The organism is Streptomyces sp. CA-288835 (assembly GCF_050936385.1).
Classification (GTDB): Bacteria; Actinomycetota; Actinomycetes; order Streptomycetales; family Streptomycetaceae; genus Streptomyces.
Map to the genome: position 1 here is coordinate 2,660,443 of NZ_JBNJMW010000001.1, position 17,551 is coordinate 2,677,993.

The following is a 17,551-nucleotide window of genomic DNA, read 5'->3' on the forward strand; positions in this document are numbered from 1 at the left end:
GCGGCGGGCGTTCCGGTTGTACGGGCCGACCGGCCACCCATGTCGCCGCGCCGGCGCCTTCGTCCAGGCGGTCAGCTGACGAGGGTGTGCGGGTCGTCGTCGAGATGCGCCTCGTCCACACGGCCGCGCCCGCCGGCGAGAGTGAGTGCCGCCGCTACGAGGGCGGCCACGCCACCGAGCACGTATGCGAGGGAGTAACTGCTGCTGAGGGCGTCGAAGGCGACGTCCTTGAGCGGGTTGAAGGGCACGACCTGACCGTCCGGCGTGGTGATGGTGGCCGGCACCGAGTTGGCGCCGAGCGGGCCCGATTCCACGGCGTGAACTGCCGCCTCGAGCTGAGGTCTTTGCTCCGCGGGAGCCTGAGCCGCGGAGGCCTGGAACGCCTCGTAGGCGTTCCTCAGTTCAGGATCACCGGCCAGCTTGCCGGCGATCTCGTCGGCGGCACGGCTCAGCGCGACAGCGCCGGCGATCGCGGGGCCGAGGGCGAACCCCAGGTCCCGGAACGTACTCGTGACGCCGCTCGCCATACCGGCAAGGTGGTTGGGCAACGAGTTGACCGCGGCCGCACTGATGGCGGCGAAGGCGAGTCCCGAGCCGACTCCGGCAAGGATCAGCGGCCCGACGATGGCGGCGAGGGCCCGCTCGCTCGTCGGAACACCGGCGAACCACAGCCCGCTGCCGCCGATGAGGATCAGACTGCCGCAGAGAACCCACCGGGGGTTGTAGCGCTCGAGCAGCTTGGCGGTGAGGGGCAGCAGCACGAAGCCGATGCCTCCGAAAAAGAGGTAGGCGACGGAGCTCTGCAGCGGGCTGAAGCCCTGGATGATGGTGAGGCGGATGCTGGTGGCGTACATGATCATGAGGAACGCGAACATGCCGATCAGGGTGACCACCGAGTTCAGGGCGAACGCCCGGTTCCTGAACGCGCTCAGGAGAAGGAGCGGTGCGGCGACGCGGCTCTCCGCGAGGACGAACAGCACGAGAAGGACGGCCGCGACGAGGAACGCGATGACGATCTGTGGGCTCCCCCAACCATCCTCGGGGCCCTGGATCACGGCGTACAGCAGCGCGAACAGGCCGAGTGCGGCGGTGATTTGACCCCGCCAGTCGATGGACCGTCCCTGGGGCGAGGCGGAGTTCTGGGCGAGGGCCAGTGACAGGACCACGCTCAGCGCGGCGATGACGAGGACACCGACGAAGGCCCAGCGCCAGTTCGCGTTCCCGGCCCAGCCGAGTTCGATCTTTCCGGCGACGCCTGCCAGCAGCGGTCCGAGGAAGCCGCCGACCGAGAGTGCGGCGGCCCAGACCGCCACGCCACGCGCGCGGGTTGCCGTGGTGTGCGTGCCGGCCGCCACCATGGCGAGGCTCGTCGGGAAGACGGCCGCGGCCCCTATGCCGTTGAGGAGTTGGGCGAGGATCAACCACGTCACCCGGGTGTCGCTCGAGGTGCCCGCGCCCGGCACCAGGACCGCGAGAGCCGAGCCCACGACGATCAGCGCGGCGCCCCCGACGAGCAGACGCTTGCGGCCGAACAGGTCACCGAACACGCCGAAGCCCAGTCCCAGCGCGGCGACGGGAAGCATGAACGCGTCGGTGATCCACGTGAGTTGGGCCGAGGTCGGGGCGAGGTCCTGCTGGATCAGCCCGTTGATGAGCGCGGGGACGGAAAGGGCCATCTGCGCGAGGCACACGGCGAGCACCACCGCGGCCAGCGTGCCTGAGCTCAGGGTGTATCTTCCACCCTCGCCCTTTGTCGCACTGGGTGAATCGATCTGAACCATGGGTGACTCCTTGCGCGCAGCGCGCAGCTGTGGCACCGGCGTTCGCCGCCGGACCTTGGTACGGATGCTTCTGTCTCGGCCACCCCGGCAACACCGCTGCCGAACCGCCCCAGGAGCCCTCACGGAGCGCCTCCGCGTAGCTCTTCGACCACATCTGATTCCGGGACCTGATTCAGGACCCGATTCCGGACGCTCGGCCTCGTGACCCCCGGCCTGCCGAGCAGCGACAAGCTAGGGAGTGAGCTCCGTCACGCTCAATGGGCATGTTCATTAGACGAACAGCCACCAGTCAGCGGCGGCCTCGATGCGCACCATCCATGAGTGACGGCCCTACCGGCGCCGGTCGCCGCACCGGCCGCGCACCACTCCGGTTCCGTTCGAGCGCTGACCAAGGGGAGATGAGCCATGGCTGGGAGACTCACGGGCAGGACTGCTGTCGTGCCGGGGGCAGTGCCGGTATCAGGCAGGAGATCGCTCGCAGCCGGTGGCTCACAGGGCCCCTGACCTGCACTGACGGGTCGGGCAGGGGTGTCGTATCCAAGCGCGTACAGGGAAGCGACGGCAGATAGGACACCGAATGCGACAGGGCAAGCGTCAACGGCTGTGACGGGGCGCCCGAGTTGAAGTTGGCCCCTCCGAGCGTCGCGGTCGGCGACAAGCACGGCGGTGATCAACGTGCGTTTCCCTGCCCTACGCTGGCGTGGTGGGCGTGGGGATAGAGGTGCTGATCGTGGACTGGTCGCGAGTGGAGGCGGCCGCGCCCGGCGACCGGGAAGAGTTGCTGATCGATGCCGCCTTCGGAGAGGCGTACAGCGACGACCTCTTCGAGCATGGCTGGTCGTGGCCCGCACAGCCGGGTGAGGACTGGTATGGCAGGTATGCCTTGCGGAACACGTTCGGCTCGTACAAGCCGCACTTCTGGGCCGGCCACCGCTGGGACCACATACGCGACTTCGTCGAGCCGAAAGTGCGCGAGGCGCTGGACCGGTTCAACGACGCGCTGTTCTGGCACCGTCTGGAGGACACCACCGGGGTCGGTTCGGGGCTCCCGGAGCGGCCGTGCACCTGGGACGCGGACCTGTTGCTGTGGTGTCCGCCCGATCACGTGCCACTGATCGCCGGATGGTGGCGGCAGGCGGCACCCCAACTGGAAGTCGTGCGTGAACCGTTCACTCAGCACGCTGCGGAGCCAGGCGGATGGATCACGACGTTCGAGTCGTTTGCCGACCTCCTCACCGACTGGGGAGAGGTGGTCACGGAGGCAGAGCGCCGCGGCTGGGGCGTCGTTGGCCTGCGCTGCTGACCACCAACCGCGGTTTGACCGTCCGCGTCCCAGCGGCGGGATGCGCATCTTCGGGTGATGTTTTTGATTCTGCTGACGTGGCGTTCAACGGCGCCGGAATTGCAGGCTCAGCCCGTGAAGAGAGGATCGTAGGGCTCGCCCTCCGGCGTGAATATGAGGACGAAGTCCTTTCCGATGCCGAGCGCCACCTCCCGCAAGCGGGCCAAGACGTCCCCTTCAGTAGCCAGAGCAAGGCCAAGGGCCGCGGCGGCACGGTCGCGTCGGGCCACAAGGTCTGGCATGTCCTCCAGGTACTCGGCCGCGAGCCGATGGCGTTCCTCCGCAGTGAACGTTTGGCAGTCGCGCCACCATGGGGCGACGAGCAGGAGCCGCAGAAGTTCGGGCAGGCCGATCGCAACCAGCGCCGCGCCTCCTTCGGAGTCCGCATACAAAACAGGACGTTCCTCGCCGCCTTCACCGCAGAAGAAGAACGTGCCCCCGGCGCCATCACCGGCGAACCCCTCCAGCGCGACGCCCGAGGCGAGGTGGACATCCTCGACATGGTCGCCTCGGTCCAGGTCGAAATCGCCCGGCCAAGCGAGGAAGTGTGCAGCTTCGTCATGCTCGCGGACGGCGGTGATCAACGATTTCATCGGTAGTCAGGGCGGTGGCCATGCGGGCCCGTTTCCCCATTCCCCTTTCAGTGAGTGTCCCCGTACGGCCAATTTGGCGACCGCAGGTCCCGGCTGGGAGAACTCAGGCGCGCGGCAAGCCGGTCCGCGCAGCCGCAGGCTGGCGGTATCGTCCCCGTCGCCGCCCCCTTCAACCTGACTGTCGTCCAGGGTGGCCCCCGCGCCGGGCTCGCCCCGCTCAGGCCAGCAGGACGTCCTCGCCCGCCGTCACGGGGACGACCAGCCTGGCCGGCGGCGCCTCGGCCTTCACCGGTGTCCCGAAGTCCGACAGCGTCATCGTCGTCATGGCCTTCACACCGCCGAAGAAGGACAGCCGGACCTGGACGGCGCGCCCCTTCCCGTCGACCCACACGTCCGCGTAGACGGGCATGTCGTCGCCCAGCTTCTCGCGCAGTTTGTCCATCCCCTTCTTCGTCTGCGTCGTCATCCGGTACGTCGCGGTGGCGTGGTCGATCGTGCCCCGGTAGTGCACCGCAGGGGCGCCGTTCACCTGCTCCTCGCCCTCGTTCGACACCTGCCGCATCACCTTCATCTGGCGGAGCAGATGCTCGGGGTCGTTCAGCGGCGCCCGCAGGAAATAGTGGCTCAGGGCCTCGCTCCGGTCGGCCGAGGCCCACTCGTCCTCGTCCACCGCCTGCGAGCCCCGCACATAGACGGTGTCGCCGACGAAGACCTCCTCGACGGGGTCCATGCCGCTGTCCTCGATCTCGACCATGAGCCGGCCCCGGTCACCCGCCAGATCGAAGGCACCGGCGATCGCGAGCACGTACGTCGTGGAGCTGTCGGTGGACCGCAGCTCGATCTTCTCCTCCACGCGAGCGCTGTCCGCGCTCGTCCTCTCGATCGCAGCGCGCACGGCCACCCCGTGATCCACGGCCTTCTTCGCCCCCTCCCCCGAGTCACGGTCCGCAGCGCTGGAACAAGCGGTGCATAACAGGAGCACAGCGGCGGAGACGAGATGGGCGCGGCGCATGGGTTCTCCGAGGAATCGGTACAGCGGCAGGGTGGTGCCCGAGAGAGCCTGGAGATCTTCGCACGAAACCGGTGACGGGGCCCCGGGGATTTCGGCCTCGCCGCCCTGTTCCTAACCGGCTCCTGACGTGACATCGGGTGCGACGGGCGCTCTCCCGAACCCGAGGCGGACCATCAGCCATCAGTCGCCAGCCGGGATCGAGTTCGGGCAGCTGCCCCAGCACATGGACGCCTTCAGGTTCCGTGCCCGCCAGGCCGGGCGTCTGAACTACGCCCAGATCAGACCGATGAGATCGGCAACAGTCACCACTGAGCTCAATGACACCAAGCTAGATGGACATCGTTTTCATTTACGCTTACGCTCTTCGTTACCTGACGGCCCGGCTTGCAGGGGGGTGATCCGGAGTGAACGGTCGGGCAACCCGCCGTCGATCAGCAGGTCTCGAAGCCCGACGCTGACTTGGCGGGCGGCCACACGGTTCTCGCGGGCGCCCGCCTCGATGACGCCACCGCCTCCTCCATCGCCGCCACCCCGCAGGCGCTGACCCCGCCCTCCCGCCTGCTGACCCTCACCACCCTGCGGCCCTCCCCGTACCCGGTCGGAGAACTGGCCGCCACCGTCGGCATGGAGCAGTCCGGGGTCTCCCACCAACTGCGGGCGCTGCGCATGCTCGGTCTGGTCACCGGGCGCCGCGGCGGCCGCCGCACCGTCTACAGCCTGTACGACGTCCACGTCGCCCAACCCCCTGACCAGACCGTGCACCACGTCGAGCACCTGTGCCCGGGCCTGGGCCTGCGCGACTCCCACCGACCGGCAAGGAGCAGACGCCCACGATGGTGAAGATGAGCACGGAAACAGCCGACCGATGGATCCACAGCTGGGACGCCCAGCAGGAGCACTACGCCATCGGGCGCGAGGAACGCTTCACAGTGATCGCCGACGTAGTGGCCCATGCCACCCAGGGCGCGGCATACCCCCTTGTCGCCGATCTAGGCTGCGGCCCGGGCAGCCTGGCCGCACGGCTCGCCGTCACGCACCCGCACTGGGAGGTCGTCGGGGTGGATGCCGATCCGCTGCTGCTCGCCCTCGGCCGTGCCTCCTATGGCAGCACCATCCGACTGGTCGAGACGGTGATCGGGACTGACGGCTGGATCGAGGCGCTGGAGCTGAGCCGCCCCCTGGACGCCGTGGTGTCCAGCACCGCGCTGCACTACCTCCCGGAGAAGAGCCTCCTGGAGGTCTACGGACAGTTGCACCACCTGCTGCGCCCCGGCGGCGTACTCGTCAATGCGGACCACTTCCTGCCCGAAAACGCCGCCCTGTCCGCACTCACCGGAGAGGTGGGCCGGCGTGCGGCCGAGCGGCGCGGTGTGCCGGGCCGCCCCGACTGGGCGTCTTGGTGGCGAGAGGCCGAACAAGCCCCGGAACTGGCACAGTTGATGGCCGAAAGACAAGCGCGCATGCCGACCGGAGGCGCGGACAACGGACTCTCCGCCGACCGCCACATCGAGCTGCTCCACAAGGCGGGCTTCGCCGCGGCGGGCCCGGTGTGGCAGTACGGACACAGCGGCGTCCTGGCAGCGCTCCGGCGCTGAGCGCCGCTGCCCGAGTTGCGCGGGGACGGCTTTCCCAAGTGGTCTCAGTACGTGCCGACCGTGATCTCGGTCCAGTGGTCCCGGCGCCGCACCGTGAGACCCGACATCGAGAAGCGCAGCGTCACGTCGGGGCCCCCTCCGGCGTGGGCCAACGCGATTTGCGCGGCCATCGGCGGCACGCGTCCCCCGACTTCCTTCTGCCCACCGAAGAGCCACCCCCGGCCTCCGAGTGAGCGATGCCCGACTCTGGTTCCTGCCATGGCCTCGAGCCTGCGACCGAGTGCTGACGGTTTACCGGTTCACGTGTCCACTGACGTCCCCCGACAGGAAATCAGCCGGAGCTGACCGGCAACACATCCGGCGACAACGCCCCCGCACGGGCAGCCGCGCTCGTCATCCGCCTGCGGTGATGACGCCGGCACAGCACCTCATACCCCACCTCCGCCGCCGAGCCGACCACATCCCCCACCACCACCTGCTCGCCCTCGACCACCATCTCCCCAGCCAGCGTCCGCGCGTTGTGGGTGGCTCGTGCGCCGCACCAGCACATCGCCTCGACCTGCAACGTCTCCACGCGGTCTGCGAGTTCGATCAAACGCTGCGAGCCAGGGAAGAGCTTGGTGCGGAAATCCGTGGTGATGCCGAACGCGAAGACGTCCAGGACGAGATCGTCCACGATCCGGGCCAACTGGTCGATCTGCTCCGGCGCGAGGAACTGCGCCTCGTCCACGATCACGTAGTCAACCTTGGCACCGTGCGACATCTGCTCCACCAGGTACCCGTACAGGTCCATGCCCGGAGCCGCCTCAACCGCGTCCGTGACCAAGCCCAAACGCGACGACAACTTCCCCTCGCCGGCGCGATCGTCCCGCGTGAAGATCACACCCTGGAGCCCTCTGGCCGAACGGTTGTGCCCAATCTGAAGCGCCAAAGTCGACTTCCCGCAGTCCATCGTCCCGGAGAAGAACACCAGCTCGGGCATGGCGAGTTGAGCACCTTTCAGCGGGGGCGGTTCAGTGGCGAGGCGGCCGACGATCAGGAGCGTACTTCGAGCAGCGGGACCAGCTGCTCGGCGGGGGTCAGCGAACCGTGGTTGCCGAGCATCGACGACTCCTTGGGCTCCCGCTGCGAGGCGATGAGCAGGACGTCGTCGCGGGCCGCCGCGACCACGTCGCCGATGCGGGCGTACACCCGCTCCTCGATCCGGTCGGGCTGCCCGAACCAGCCCGCGGCGATCGCCTCGTCCCGGGACGCCACCCAGAACTGCTCGCCGAGCACCTCGCGCCAGCAGGTCAGTACGTCCGACTCGGCGCCCGGGACGGCGTAAACATGCCGGGCGCGGCCCTCGCCGCCGAGCAGGGCGACTCCGGCACGTAGCTCCCAGTCCTCGTCGAAGTCGATGCGGTGCGGCTCGCCGAAGGGGATGTCGATCATGCCGTGGTCGGCGGTGATGTACAGGGCCGTGCGCGGCGGCAGTTGCTCGGCCAGTCGCTGGACCAGGCGGTCCACGTACATGAGTTGTCCGCGCCAGGGGTCCGAGTCGACGCCGAAGCGGTGGCCCTTGCCGTCCACCTCGGCGTAGTACGTGTAGACCAACGAGCGGTCCCCGGCAGCCAGTTGCTCGGCGGCGAAGTCCATGCGCTCCTCGCCGGACAGGCGCCCGTGAAACGTTCCGCCGCTCAGCGCGACCCTCGTCAGGGGCGTGTTCTCGAAGGTCGGCGAGGAGACCTGCGCGGCGTGTACGCCTGCCCGGTCGGCCAGCTCGAAGACCGTGGGGTACGGCTGCCAGACGTTCGGCGGTGTCCAGGGATTCCAGCGGAGCTGGTTCATCAGCTCGCCGGTGTCCGGATTGCGCACCGTGTAGCCGGGCAGGCCGTGGACGCCCGGCGCCAGCCCCGTACCGACCGTGGCGAGCGAGGTCGCGGTGGTCGCGGGGTAGGCGGCGGTGATCGGACGGCCGGTGCCACCGCGGGAGCTGCCCAGGAGGGAGCTCATGAACGGGGCCTCTTCGGGATGCGCCCTCAGCTGCTCCCAGCCGAGGCCGTCGATCAGAAAGACGCAGTTCCGGTCGGCCGGGGTCAGATCCGTGAGCGTGGCGGCCAGATTCGGTACGCCCATGCCCGCGGCGAGCGTGGGCAGCAGATCGGCGAGCGAACCGGAGCCGTACTCGGGCACGGGTGCGGACTCGATGGTCAGGGGTTCCGGGTGATCCCAGAGCGGCTGCGCCATTACGGAGTGACGTCCGCGGTCGCCTCGGAGAGCGACTGGGCGAAGGCGAGCGTCTGACGCACGGCGTCCGGTCCGTCCCCGGCCTCGCTGACGCGCAGGCTGAGGTCGTCGGCCGTCGAGCTGCCCGTATAGCCGTGGTCCGCTTCGCAGTTGGGGTCGCCGCAGGCTGCCGGCTCCAGGTCGAGGCGGGAGACCGCGCCCCAGCCGATGGTGAGGACGACCTCGCGGGGCAGTGTCCCGGGCACGTACTTCTCCGGGTTGGCAACGACCCGGCTGAGGACGACCGACGAGATCCGGCCAAGCTTCACGGACTCGGTGGACGTCGTCGCGTACGGCGTCGGGGACGTGCTGTCCGCGGCCTGCTCGTCGGTGTGGCTCACGATGAAGCGGTTGTCGGTGAGGACGAGCACCGTCACATGCCGACGCACCTCGTTGGCGTCGAACGTCGTCTCCTGGTGGACCAGAAACGACCGGATGGCCTCGCCGCCGACAGCGGCTTCCACCGCCTCGGCCACGAGGGCCGGGTAGTAGCCGCTGCGCTCGATCGCCGCTCGCAGCCCCTGGGTCGATGTACTGGTCTTGGCCATGGCGCCCATCCTACGGGGGCGCACTGACTGCGAGGCACCGCTCAGTACACAGGAAGCGTGCGCGGACCGAGGTCGCCGCGGGCGGGCGGGGGCGCGAGCCGCACGGAGGCACCGAGCGCGGTCAGCCCGCGCGGGGCGACGACCACGGGTTCCAGGGTGACGGAGACGACCTCCGGGTGGTCGTCCACAAGGCGCGACAGGCGCAACAACAGTTCCTCCAGTGCCGCCGTGTCCGCTGGCGCCGAACCCCGCCAGCCGAAGAGGAGCGGCGCCGTCCGGATCGACCGGACCAGCGAGGCCGCCTCGCGGTCGGTGACCGGAATCAGCCGGTGCGCGGTGTCTCCGAGCAGCTCCGAGGCGGCTCCGGCGAGGCTGAACGAGAGCACCGGCCCCGCCGCCGGGTCGATCACCGCGCGGACGACGGTGTCGACGCCGCGGGGCGCCATGCTCTGCACCACCGGGCGCAGTTCGGCGGGCGTCCCGAAGAGCTCGGTCAATTCCGTGTACGCCCGCCGCAGTTGCTCCTCGTCCGCCAGATCCAGTCGTACGCCACCCAGGTCGGCCCGGTGCCGCAGGTGCGCGGCGGTGGCCTTCAGCGCCACGGGATAACCGGAGCGCTCGGCCGCCGCCACGGCCTCGTCGGGCGTCGGCGCGGGCAGAGCACGGCGTACGTCGATGCCGTACCGGCCGAGCAGCGCACAGGTGTCCTCGGGGCCGAGCGTGAGCCCGGCCGGGTCGCCCTCGGCCAGCAGCGCGTCGATCTGCTCGGCGGCCCCCTTCTCGTCGATGTCCTCGAACTCGGGCACCCGGCCGGGCTCTGCGGCGTCCCGGCGCCAGTGCCCGTATCTGACGGCCTCGGCGAGGGCGCGGACGGCGCGTTCAGCCGCGGGGTAAGCGGGGATGAGAGTGGAATCGTCCGCGGGGGTCCGCGCCGCCGGGCGTTCGGCGGGCGGCGGCACCTGAGGTTCGACGGCGTGGGGCGCGGTGCTGGTGGCGGCGGAGAGGGCTTCGGCGAGCCCGCCGAGTTCCACGTGGACCACGAGGACCGGCTTCGCCGGGGACGCCGCGGCGGCCGAGCGGAGCGCCTCGGCGAGGGCGGCGTCGGAAGGCGAGGTCTCACCGACCGCCGGTATGGCGGTGACCACGACGGCGTCACAGGCGTCATCGGCCAGTGCGTGCGCGAGCGCCGCATGGAAGTCCTCCGCCGATGCCGCCGTGGTCAGGTCCATCGGCGGCAACGGCTGAAGCCCTTCGGCAAGACAGGCGTCGTACGTGAGCAGCCCCAGCGACTCGGAGTTCCCGAGGATCGCCACACGCGGTCCGGCGGGGAGCGGCTGGCGGGCCAGCAGCAGCCCGGCGTCGACGAGCTCGGTGATCGTGTCCACCCTGATCACCCCGGCCTGCCGCAGCAGCTCGGACACGGTCGCGTGCGGCAGCCGTGTGGCTCGTACGGCATGGCCGGGAGGCGCGGACCCGCTGTGCCGTGCCCCCTGCACCACTACGAGCGGCTTGGCCGCGGCGGTCCGGCGCGCGAGGCGCGTGAACTTCCTTGGGTTGCCGATGGATTCGAGGTACATCAGCGCGACATCGGTGTCGGGGTCGTCGTACCAGTACTGCAGTACGTCGTTGCCGGACACGTCCGCGCGGTTGCCCGACGAGATGAACGTCGACACCCCGGTCACGCCTGTGACGCCGCCGCCGCGCCGCTGCAGCCGGGACAGCAGCGCGATCCCGATGGCACCGGACTGCGCGAACAGACCGATGCGTCCGGCCCGCGGCATCTTGGGCGCGAGCGAGGCGTTGAGCCGTACATCCGGTGCGGTGTTGATGACCCCGAAGGCGTTGGGTCCGATGATGCGCATGCCGTACGCGCGCGCGTGGCGCACGAGTTCACGCTGGCGCTCCCGTCCTTCGGGGCCGCTCTCGGCGTACCCCGCGGTGAGTACGACGAGCCCCTGCACGCCGTGTTCACCGCAGTCGGCGACGGTCTGAGGGACGTGCTCGGCCGGGACGGCGACCACGGCGAGATCGACGGGGTCGGGGATGTCGCGGATCGAGCGGTACGCCGTGACCCCGCCGAGTTCCTTCTCCTGGAGGGCCCTGTTCACCGCGTACAGCCGTCCGCCGAACCCGGCGTCGCGGAGGTTGTCCAGGACGCTGCGCCCCACTCCCCCGGGCGCGCGGCCCGCCCCGATGACGGCGACCGAACCGGGCGCGAGGAGCCGCGCCACGGACCGCGCCTCGGCCCGCTGCTCCCGGGCCCACTGCACCGCGCGTGAGCGGTCGGTGGGTTCCAGGTCGAACTCCAGGCGTACGACGCCGTCTTCGAAGCTGCGCTGCTGCTGGTAGCCGGCGTCCGTGAACACCTTGATCATCTTGCTGTTGGCGGGCAGCACCTCGGCGGCGAACCGGCGGATGCCGCGCTCCCTGGCCACCGCGGCGATGTGCTCCAGCAGCGCTGAGGCCACACCGCGGCCCTGGTGGGCGTCCTGCACGAGGAAGGCGACCTCGGCCTCGTCGGCGGGAGACGAGGCGGGCAGCCCCTCGGCGTCGATGCGGTCGTAGCGTACGGTGGCGATGAACTCGCCGCCGACCGTGGCCGCGAGTCCCACCCGGTCCACAAAGTCGTGGTGCGTGAAGCGGTGGACATCCTTGGCGGACAGGCGCGGGTACGGCGCGAAGAAGCGGTAGTACTTCGACTCGTCGGACACCTGCTCGTAGAAGCTGACCAGGCGGTCGGCGTCGTCGGCCGTGATCGGCCGGATGCGCGCGGTGCCGCCGTCGCGCAGCACGACGTCGGCCTCCCAGTGGGCGGGATACTCGTGCCGATCCGACGAGGTCTGCATGGGCCCCAGAGTACGGCTCGTGTCCGACAATGGCGCGAGGCAGTCCGGGGCCCGACTCGGGCCCCCGCATGGGCTCGTGGCCTCTGCCGGGCCGGCGCCCGCCGGGGGGCGCTTCACGTATGGAATAGTGGTCTAGACAACCTGAGCACACCTGAGCACACCTGAAGGGCAGCATCACATGGCTGAGCGCCGCGTCAACGTCGGCTGGGCCGAGGGCCTCCACGCCCGCCCCGCCTCCATCTTCGTCCGCGCGGCCACGGCCGCCGGCGTCCCTGTGACGATCTCCAAGGCGGACGGCAACCCCGTCAACGCCGCGTCCATGCTCGCGGTGCTCGGCCTGGGCGCCAAGGGCGGCGAGGAGATCGTCCTGGCCTCCGACGCCGAGGGCGCGGACGCCGCGCTCGACCGCTTGGCCAAGCTGGTTTCGGAAGGGCTCGAAGAGCTGCCCGAAACTGTGTGACTCAAGGGTCGCGTTCAAAAGACGCCGTCCCGCACGCGCACCAAAAGGGCTCGCCCGAAATACCGGGCGGGCCCTTTGCAATTCCAGGTTGCGGGCAGCAGAAATAATCCCCCGCGAATTACTCCCCCTTTGTATACGGCGCCACTGTTAATGCCGCAGGCTCGCCGTGTTTACGGGGTGTTGCGAAGTCCTCACACGCTCCACGCGATCACCGTGCCCGGGAAAGCGCAGCCGGTGCGCGGCCGTCGCCCGCTCGGTGTGCAAGGCCGTGATCGCCCGGGCCCGCTCGCTGTCGCCGCGCGCGACGGCGTCCACGATGCCGCCGTGCTCCGACCAGGACTCGGCGGGATGGGCCGGCGCCTCGACCGCGTACATCCAGGCGATCTTGTGCCGCAGCTGGGTGAGCATCGAGGTCAGCGCGGGGCTGCCGGAGGCCTGTGCGAGCGTCTCGTGGAACCAGCCGCCCAGCGAGCGCAGATCCTCGCCCTGGCCCTTCCTGGCCCGCTCCTGGCCCAGCCTGACGAGGCCTCGCAGCACCTTGAGGTGCGCCTCCGTACGCCGCTGTGCGGCGCGCGCGGCGCCCAGCGGCTCCAGGAGCATGCGCATCTCCAGCAGGTCCGCGGCCTCCTGCTCGGTGGGTTCCGCGACGCACGCGCCCGCATGCCTGCGGGTGACGACGAAGCCCTCTGCCTCCAGCGTGCGCAGCGCCTCCCGCACGGGGACCCGCGAGACGCCGTAGCGACGCGCGAGGAGTTCCTCGGTGAGCCGGCTGCCGCGTTCGTAGACACCCGCCACGATGTCGTCACGGATCGCCGTGCATACCGAGTGCGCGGGAATACGCATGACCGGACCTCCGCCTTAATCCCCGCGAAACGCGGTCGATTGACGCTCGTTCGGTGACTCTATTGCAGAGTGCGGGAAATTCCGATGGCGGGCCGGAATCCATGGCGTTTTTTTGGACACATAGTCGCGCAGAACAGGCAGACGTCCGGTCAAGACGCACGAAAGCCCCGGCTCGGCGAGCCGGGGCCCTCGGGAAGGGTGCGGTGAGTCGTCAGAGGTTCACGCCGTGCGAGCGGAGGTAGGCGACGGGGTCCATGTCCGAGCCGTACTCCTGGGACGTACGCGCCTCGAAGTGCAGGTGCGCTCCGGTGACGTTGCCGGTCGCCCCGGAGAGGCCTATCTGCTGGCCCGGGGTGACGCTCTGGCCGACGGAGACGGAGAGGGACGACATGTGGGCGTACTGCGTGTACGTCCCGTCGTTCATCTTGATGACGACCTGGTTGCCGTACGAGCCCTCGAAGCCGGCCTCGACGACGGTGCCGGCGCCCACGGAGCGGACGGTCGTGCCGCTGGCGGCGTGGAAGTCGACGCCGGTGTGGCTGCCCGACGACCAGACGGAGCCGCCGGCCTTGTAGCCGGTCGAGACGTACGAGTCGCTGATCGGCGAGACGAAGGAGTTGAGCAGGCGCTTGCGCTCGGCCTCACGGGCGGCGCGCTCCTCGGCCGCACGCTCCGCCTTGGCCTTCGCCTCGGCGCGGGCCTTCTGCTCGGCGGCCCGCTTCTTGGCGGCCTCTTCCGCTGCCTGACGGGCGGCGGCCTCCTCGGCGGCCTGCCGTTGGGCGTGGGCCTGGGCGTCGATCTGGTCGGCGACCGAGTCGCCCATGGTGACGGCCTGGGTCAGCCCTGTCTGCTTGGCAGTGGACGGGCCGGCGAACGCCGGGGCGGCCAGAGTGCCGATGACACCGGTGGTGGCGAGTGTCGCTACGCCAACGGTCCTCGAGGACGTGCGCTTCGTACGGCTCGGGCGACGGTGCTTCCCGGTGGCGCGGGTGAACGCCATGAAGTGGCTTGTCCTTTCCTTCCTTCTCGCCTACCGGGTTAGCTGACGGGTTCGGAGCAGGAAGGTCTCCTACGGGCCCCCTCCTGGAGGGCGCCCGATTCACCCCAGGGACTGCGATGGGTCCCCGGCTCCCCTGGCTCGCGCCGTACGGGGACTCGGCGATGACTGTCCGGTGCCGCGGGTGCGGCGCAGTGCCTGACGGACAGCCGGACTGACGCTAAGCGGGTCATCTCTCAAATAACAAACGGATGACGGCTTTTGTAGCGCACGCCACAGGCCAGACACACAACCTCCATACCAACTCGCAACCAATCCAATCAATTTGGACAAAGAGGGACCCTGGAGGCTCATCAGCCTCCAGGGTCCCTGGGATGTGCGGCGGCTCTACTCGGCCGGGACCACGCTCACTTCACCGATTCCGAGGGCCTTGACGGGCTCCTCGATCTGGGCGGCGTCCCCGACGAGGACGGTCACCAGACGGTCCACCGGGAAGGCGCTCACGGCGGCCGCGGTGGCCTCCACGGTGCCCGTCGCGGCGAGTTGGCGGTACAGGGTCGCCTGGAAGTCGTCCGGCAGGTGCTGCTCGACCTGGTCGGCGAGCGTGCCGGCGACGGCGGCCGCGGTCTCGTACTTGAGCGGCGCCACACCCACCAGGTTCTGTACGGCGATATCGCGCTCGGCGTCCGTCAGACCCTCGGCCGCGAGCGTACGCAGCACCTTCCAGAGGTCGTCCAGCGCCGGGCCGGTGTTCGGGGTGTCCACCGAGCCGCTGATGGCGAGCATCGCGACGCCCGTACCGTCCGGGGCGGAGCGCAGCACCTGGCCGAACGCCCGCACACCGTAGGTGTAGCCCTTTTCCTCGCGCAGGACGCGGTCGAGACGCGAGGTGAGGGTGCCGCCGAGGCAGTACGTGCCGAGCACCTGGGCGGGCCACACACGGTCGTGCCGGTCGGCGCCGACGCGGCCGATGAGCAGCTGCGTCTGCACGGCTCCTGGGCGGTCGACGATGACCACGCGGCCGGTGTCGTCGGCGGTCACCGGAGGCACGGGACGCGCTTCGGCCGGCGAGCCGGTCCAGGCGCCGAGCGTGTCACCGAGCAGTCCGTCGAGGTCGACACCGGTGAGGTCGCCCACGACGACCGCGGTGGCCGTGGCGGGGCGTACATGCTTCTCGTAGAAGGCGCGTACCGCCGCCGAGTCGATGGCCGCGACCGTCTCCTCGGTGCCCTGGCGCGGGCGCGACATGCGCGAGGTCGCCGGGAAGAGCTGCTTGGAGAGCTCCTTGGCGGCGCGGCGGGCCGGGTTGGCGGTCTCGTGCGGGATCTCGTCGAGCCGGTTGCGGACGAGCCGTTCGACCTCGCTGTCCTCGAAAGCGGGCGCCCTGAGGGCGTCGGCGAGCAGACCGAGCGCCTTCGGGAGCCGCGATACCGGGACCTCGAGGCTCAGCCGTACGCCCGGGTGGTCGGCGTGCGAGTCCAACGTGGCGCCGCAGCGCTCCAGTTCGGCGGCGAACTCCTCGGCTGAGTGCTTGTCGGTGCCTTCGGAGAACGCACGCGCCATGATCGTGGCGACACCGTCCAGGCCCTGCGGCTCGGCCTCCAGCGGTGCGTTCAGGAGGATTTCCACGGCGACGACCTGCTGGCCGGGGCGGTGGCAGCGCAGCACCGTCAGGCCGTTGTCGAGCGCACCGCGCTCGGGCGCCGGGAAGGCCCAGGGCTTGGCCTCGCCGGCCTGGGGCTGGGGATGGAAGTCGATGGTCACGGTGGCCTCGGTCACTGGGCGCTCTCCTCGTCGGTGGCGGTCTCCTCGTCGGTGGCGATCGGCTCGTACACGAGCACCGCGCGGTTGTCGGGGCGCAGTCGGGCCTTGGCGGCCTCCTGGACCTCCTCGGCCGTGACGTCGAGCACGCGCTGTACGGCGGTCAGGGCGAGCTGCGGGTCGCCGAACAGCACGGCGTACCGGCAGAGTTCATCGGCGCGGCCTGCGACCGTACCGAGCCGGTCCAGCCACTCGCGCTCCAACTGGGCCTGGGCGCGCTCCATTTCCTCGGCCGTGGGACCCTCCTCGGCGAACCGGGCGAGCTCCTCGTCGACGGCCGCCTCGATGACGGGGACCTCCACGTCACCGGAGGTCTTCACGTCGAGCCAGCCCAGGGAGGGCGCTCCGGCCAGGCGCAGCAGACCGAAACCGGCCGCCACAGCCGTACGGTCGCGGCGTACGAGCCGGTTGTAGAGGCGGGACGACTCGCCGCCGCCGAGGACGGTCAGGGCGAGGTCGGCCGCGTCGCACGCGCGCGTGCCGTCCTCCGGGAGCCGGTAGGCGGCCATCAGCGCGCGAGCCGGGACCTCCTCCTCGACGACCTCGCGCAGCTGCTCGCCGATGATGTCCGGCAGGGAGCCGTCACGCGGGGCGGGCTTGCCGTCGTGCCCCGGGATGGAGCCGAAGTACTTCTCGACCCAGGCGAGCGTCGCCTCCGGGTCGATGTCGCCGACGATCGACAGAACGGCGTTGTTGGGCGCGTAGTAGGTGCGGAAGAACGCGCGGGCGTCCTCCAGGGTGGCCGCGTCCAGGTCGGCCATCGACCCGATGGGGGTGTGGTGATACGGGTGGCCCTCCGGGTACGCGAGGGCGGTCAGCTTCTCGAAAGCGGTGCCATAGGGGACGTTGTCGTAGCGCTGGCGGCGCTCGTTCTTGACGACGTCGCGCTGGTTCTCCATCGACTCGTCGTCGAGCGCGGTGAGCAGCGAGCCCATGCGGTCGGCCTCCAGCCAGAGGGCGAGCTCCAGCTGGTGCGTGGGCATGGTCTCGAAATAGTTGGTGCGCTCGAAACTGGTGGTGCCGTTGAGCGAACCGCCCGCGCCCTGCACGAGCTCGAAGTGGCCGTTGCCCTTCACCTGGGCCGAGCCCTGGAACATCAGGTGCTCGAAGAGGTGAGCAAGTCCGGTCAGGCCCTTGACCTCGTGGCGCGAGCCGACGTCGTACCAGAGGCACACCGCCGCGACCGGGGTCAGATGATCTTCGGAGAGCACCACGCGCAGGCCGTTGGCCAGGCGGTGCTCGGTCGCTGTCAGCCCGCCGGAGCCGGCCTCGACGGTGGCCGTGTGACCCATGGGCATGTACGTCCCTTCGATCGCGGAAAACTGCTGAATTCCTGCTAGTCATGCCACTGTATGCAAGCGCGCTGACAGCTGGCGAAGTTCCCGGAACGGCTACGCCGAGAGCGAGCGGGCGCGTGTCCTCCCGGACCTCTGTGCATGGGGCGT

Annotated in this window: 16 protein-coding genes and 1 riboswitch; of the genes, 4 read left to right on the plus strand and 12 right to left on the minus strand. The window is 70.0% G+C overall.

All coding sequences use genetic code 11. The features are described 5' to 3' along the window. Positions 1-71: 71 nt before the first annotated feature. Entirely contained in the window at positions 72-1,781 is a 1,710-nt protein-coding gene (locus ACQEVY_RS12055; RefSeq protein ID WP_432947673.1) for an MFS transporter, read from the minus strand. Positions 1,782-2,484: 703 nt separating this feature from the next. Here ACQEVY_RS12055 and ACQEVY_RS12060 point away from each other — a divergent pair. Further along, positions 2,485-3,084 (plus strand): hypothetical protein, encoded by a 600-nt coding sequence (locus ACQEVY_RS12060; protein ID WP_432947675.1) that lies wholly within the window; start codon positions 2,485-2,487, stop codon positions 3,082-3,084. A gap of 107 nt (positions 3,085-3,191) precedes the next feature. Here the strand turns inward: ACQEVY_RS12060 and ACQEVY_RS12065 are convergent, their stop codons facing one another. Both ACQEVY_RS12065 and ACQEVY_RS12070 read right to left on the minus strand, forming a co-directional pair. Continuing rightward, a complete protein-coding gene (locus ACQEVY_RS12065) occupies positions 3,192-3,716 on the minus strand; it encodes a hypothetical protein (protein WP_432947677.1) in 525 nt (174 codons plus the stop codon). A 217-nt stretch (positions 3,717-3,933) separates the two neighbouring features. Continuing rightward, the gene (locus tag ACQEVY_RS12070) at positions 3,934-4,728 is read right to left on the minus strand and encodes an LppX_LprAFG lipoprotein (RefSeq protein ID WP_432947679.1); all 795 of its coding nucleotides are present in this window, start codon (positions 4,726-4,728) and stop codon (positions 3,934-3,936) included. Between the two features lie 459 nt (positions 4,729-5,187). On the opposite strand from ACQEVY_RS12070, the gene ACQEVY_RS12075 reads away from it, so the two are divergent. Beyond that, complete coding sequence (locus ACQEVY_RS12075; RefSeq protein WP_432947681.1) at positions 5,188-5,568, plus strand: ArsR/SmtB family transcription factor; 381 nt, start codon at positions 5,188-5,190, stop codon at positions 5,566-5,568. 2 nt (positions 5,569-5,570) lie between these two features. After that, positions 5,571-6,323, plus strand: a complete 753-nt coding sequence (locus ACQEVY_RS12080; protein ID WP_432947683.1) for a class I SAM-dependent methyltransferase — start codon at positions 5,571-5,573, stop codon at positions 6,321-6,323. A gap of 44 nt (positions 6,324-6,367) precedes the next feature. On the opposite strand, the gene ACQEVY_RS12085 is transcribed toward ACQEVY_RS12080, so the two are convergent. The 5 genes from ACQEVY_RS12085 to ACQEVY_RS12105 all read right to left on the minus strand — a co-directional run bounded on the left by ACQEVY_RS12085 (position 6,368) and on the right by ACQEVY_RS12105 (position 11,985). Next, complete coding sequence (locus tag ACQEVY_RS12085; RefSeq protein ID WP_432947685.1) at positions 6,368-6,583, minus strand: hypothetical protein; 216 nt, start codon at positions 6,581-6,583, stop codon at positions 6,368-6,370. Between the two features lie 71 nt (positions 6,584-6,654). After that, positions 6,655-7,305, minus strand: coding sequence for a thymidine kinase (locus tag ACQEVY_RS12090; protein ID WP_432947687.1), 651 nt, complete (start codon positions 7,303-7,305; stop codon positions 6,655-6,657). A gap of 53 nt (positions 7,306-7,358) precedes the next feature. Then, positions 7,359-8,552: an alkaline phosphatase family protein gene (locus ACQEVY_RS12095; RefSeq protein ID WP_432947689.1), complete on the minus strand. Its 1,194-nt coding sequence runs from the start codon at positions 8,550-8,552 to the stop codon at positions 7,359-7,361. Continuing rightward, positions 8,552-9,139: a DUF5998 family protein gene (locus ACQEVY_RS12100; protein WP_165339181.1), complete on the minus strand. Its 588-nt coding sequence runs from the start codon at positions 9,137-9,139 to the stop codon at positions 8,552-8,554. The genes ACQEVY_RS12095 and ACQEVY_RS12100 overlap by 1 nt, the downstream gene beginning before the upstream one ends. 41 nt (positions 9,140-9,180) lie before the next feature. After that, positions 9,181-11,985, minus strand: a complete 2,805-nt coding sequence (locus ACQEVY_RS12105) for a GNAT family N-acetyltransferase (RefSeq protein WP_432947691.1) — start codon at positions 11,983-11,985, stop codon at positions 9,181-9,183. A 178-nt stretch (positions 11,986-12,163) separates the two neighbouring features. Between ACQEVY_RS12105 and ACQEVY_RS12110 the strand changes: the two genes are divergently transcribed. Next, a complete protein-coding gene (locus ACQEVY_RS12110; RefSeq protein ID WP_165339183.1) occupies positions 12,164-12,445 on the plus strand; it encodes an HPr family phosphocarrier protein in 282 nt (93 codons plus the stop codon). Between the two features lie 147 nt (positions 12,446-12,592). On the opposite strand, the gene ACQEVY_RS12115 is transcribed toward ACQEVY_RS12110, so the two are convergent. From ACQEVY_RS12115 to ACQEVY_RS12130, 4 genes are all read right to left on the minus strand, one after another. After that, entirely contained in the window at positions 12,593-13,288 is a 696-nt protein-coding gene (locus tag ACQEVY_RS12115) for a GntR family transcriptional regulator (protein WP_328768187.1), read from the minus strand. A 211-nt stretch (positions 13,289-13,499) separates the two neighbouring features. Then, the gene (locus ACQEVY_RS12120; protein WP_432947694.1) at positions 13,500-14,288 is read right to left on the minus strand and encodes a M23 family metallopeptidase; all 789 of its coding nucleotides are present in this window, start codon (positions 14,286-14,288) and stop codon (positions 13,500-13,502) included. Between the two features lie 13 nt (positions 14,289-14,301). After that, a riboswitch (cyclic di-AMP (ydaO/yuaA leader) is annotated at positions 14,302-14,459 on the minus strand. Between the two features lie 213 nt (positions 14,460-14,672). Continuing rightward, entirely contained in the window at positions 14,673-16,064 is a 1,392-nt protein-coding gene (locus ACQEVY_RS12125; protein ID WP_432947696.1) for a M16 family metallopeptidase, read from the minus strand. Further along, complete coding sequence (locus ACQEVY_RS12130; protein ID WP_432947698.1) at positions 16,061-17,404, minus strand: M16 family metallopeptidase; 1,344 nt, start codon at positions 17,402-17,404, stop codon at positions 16,061-16,063. Before ACQEVY_RS12130 ends, ACQEVY_RS12125 begins: the two co-directional genes overlap by 4 nt. Positions 17,405-17,551 lie beyond the last annotated feature (147 nt).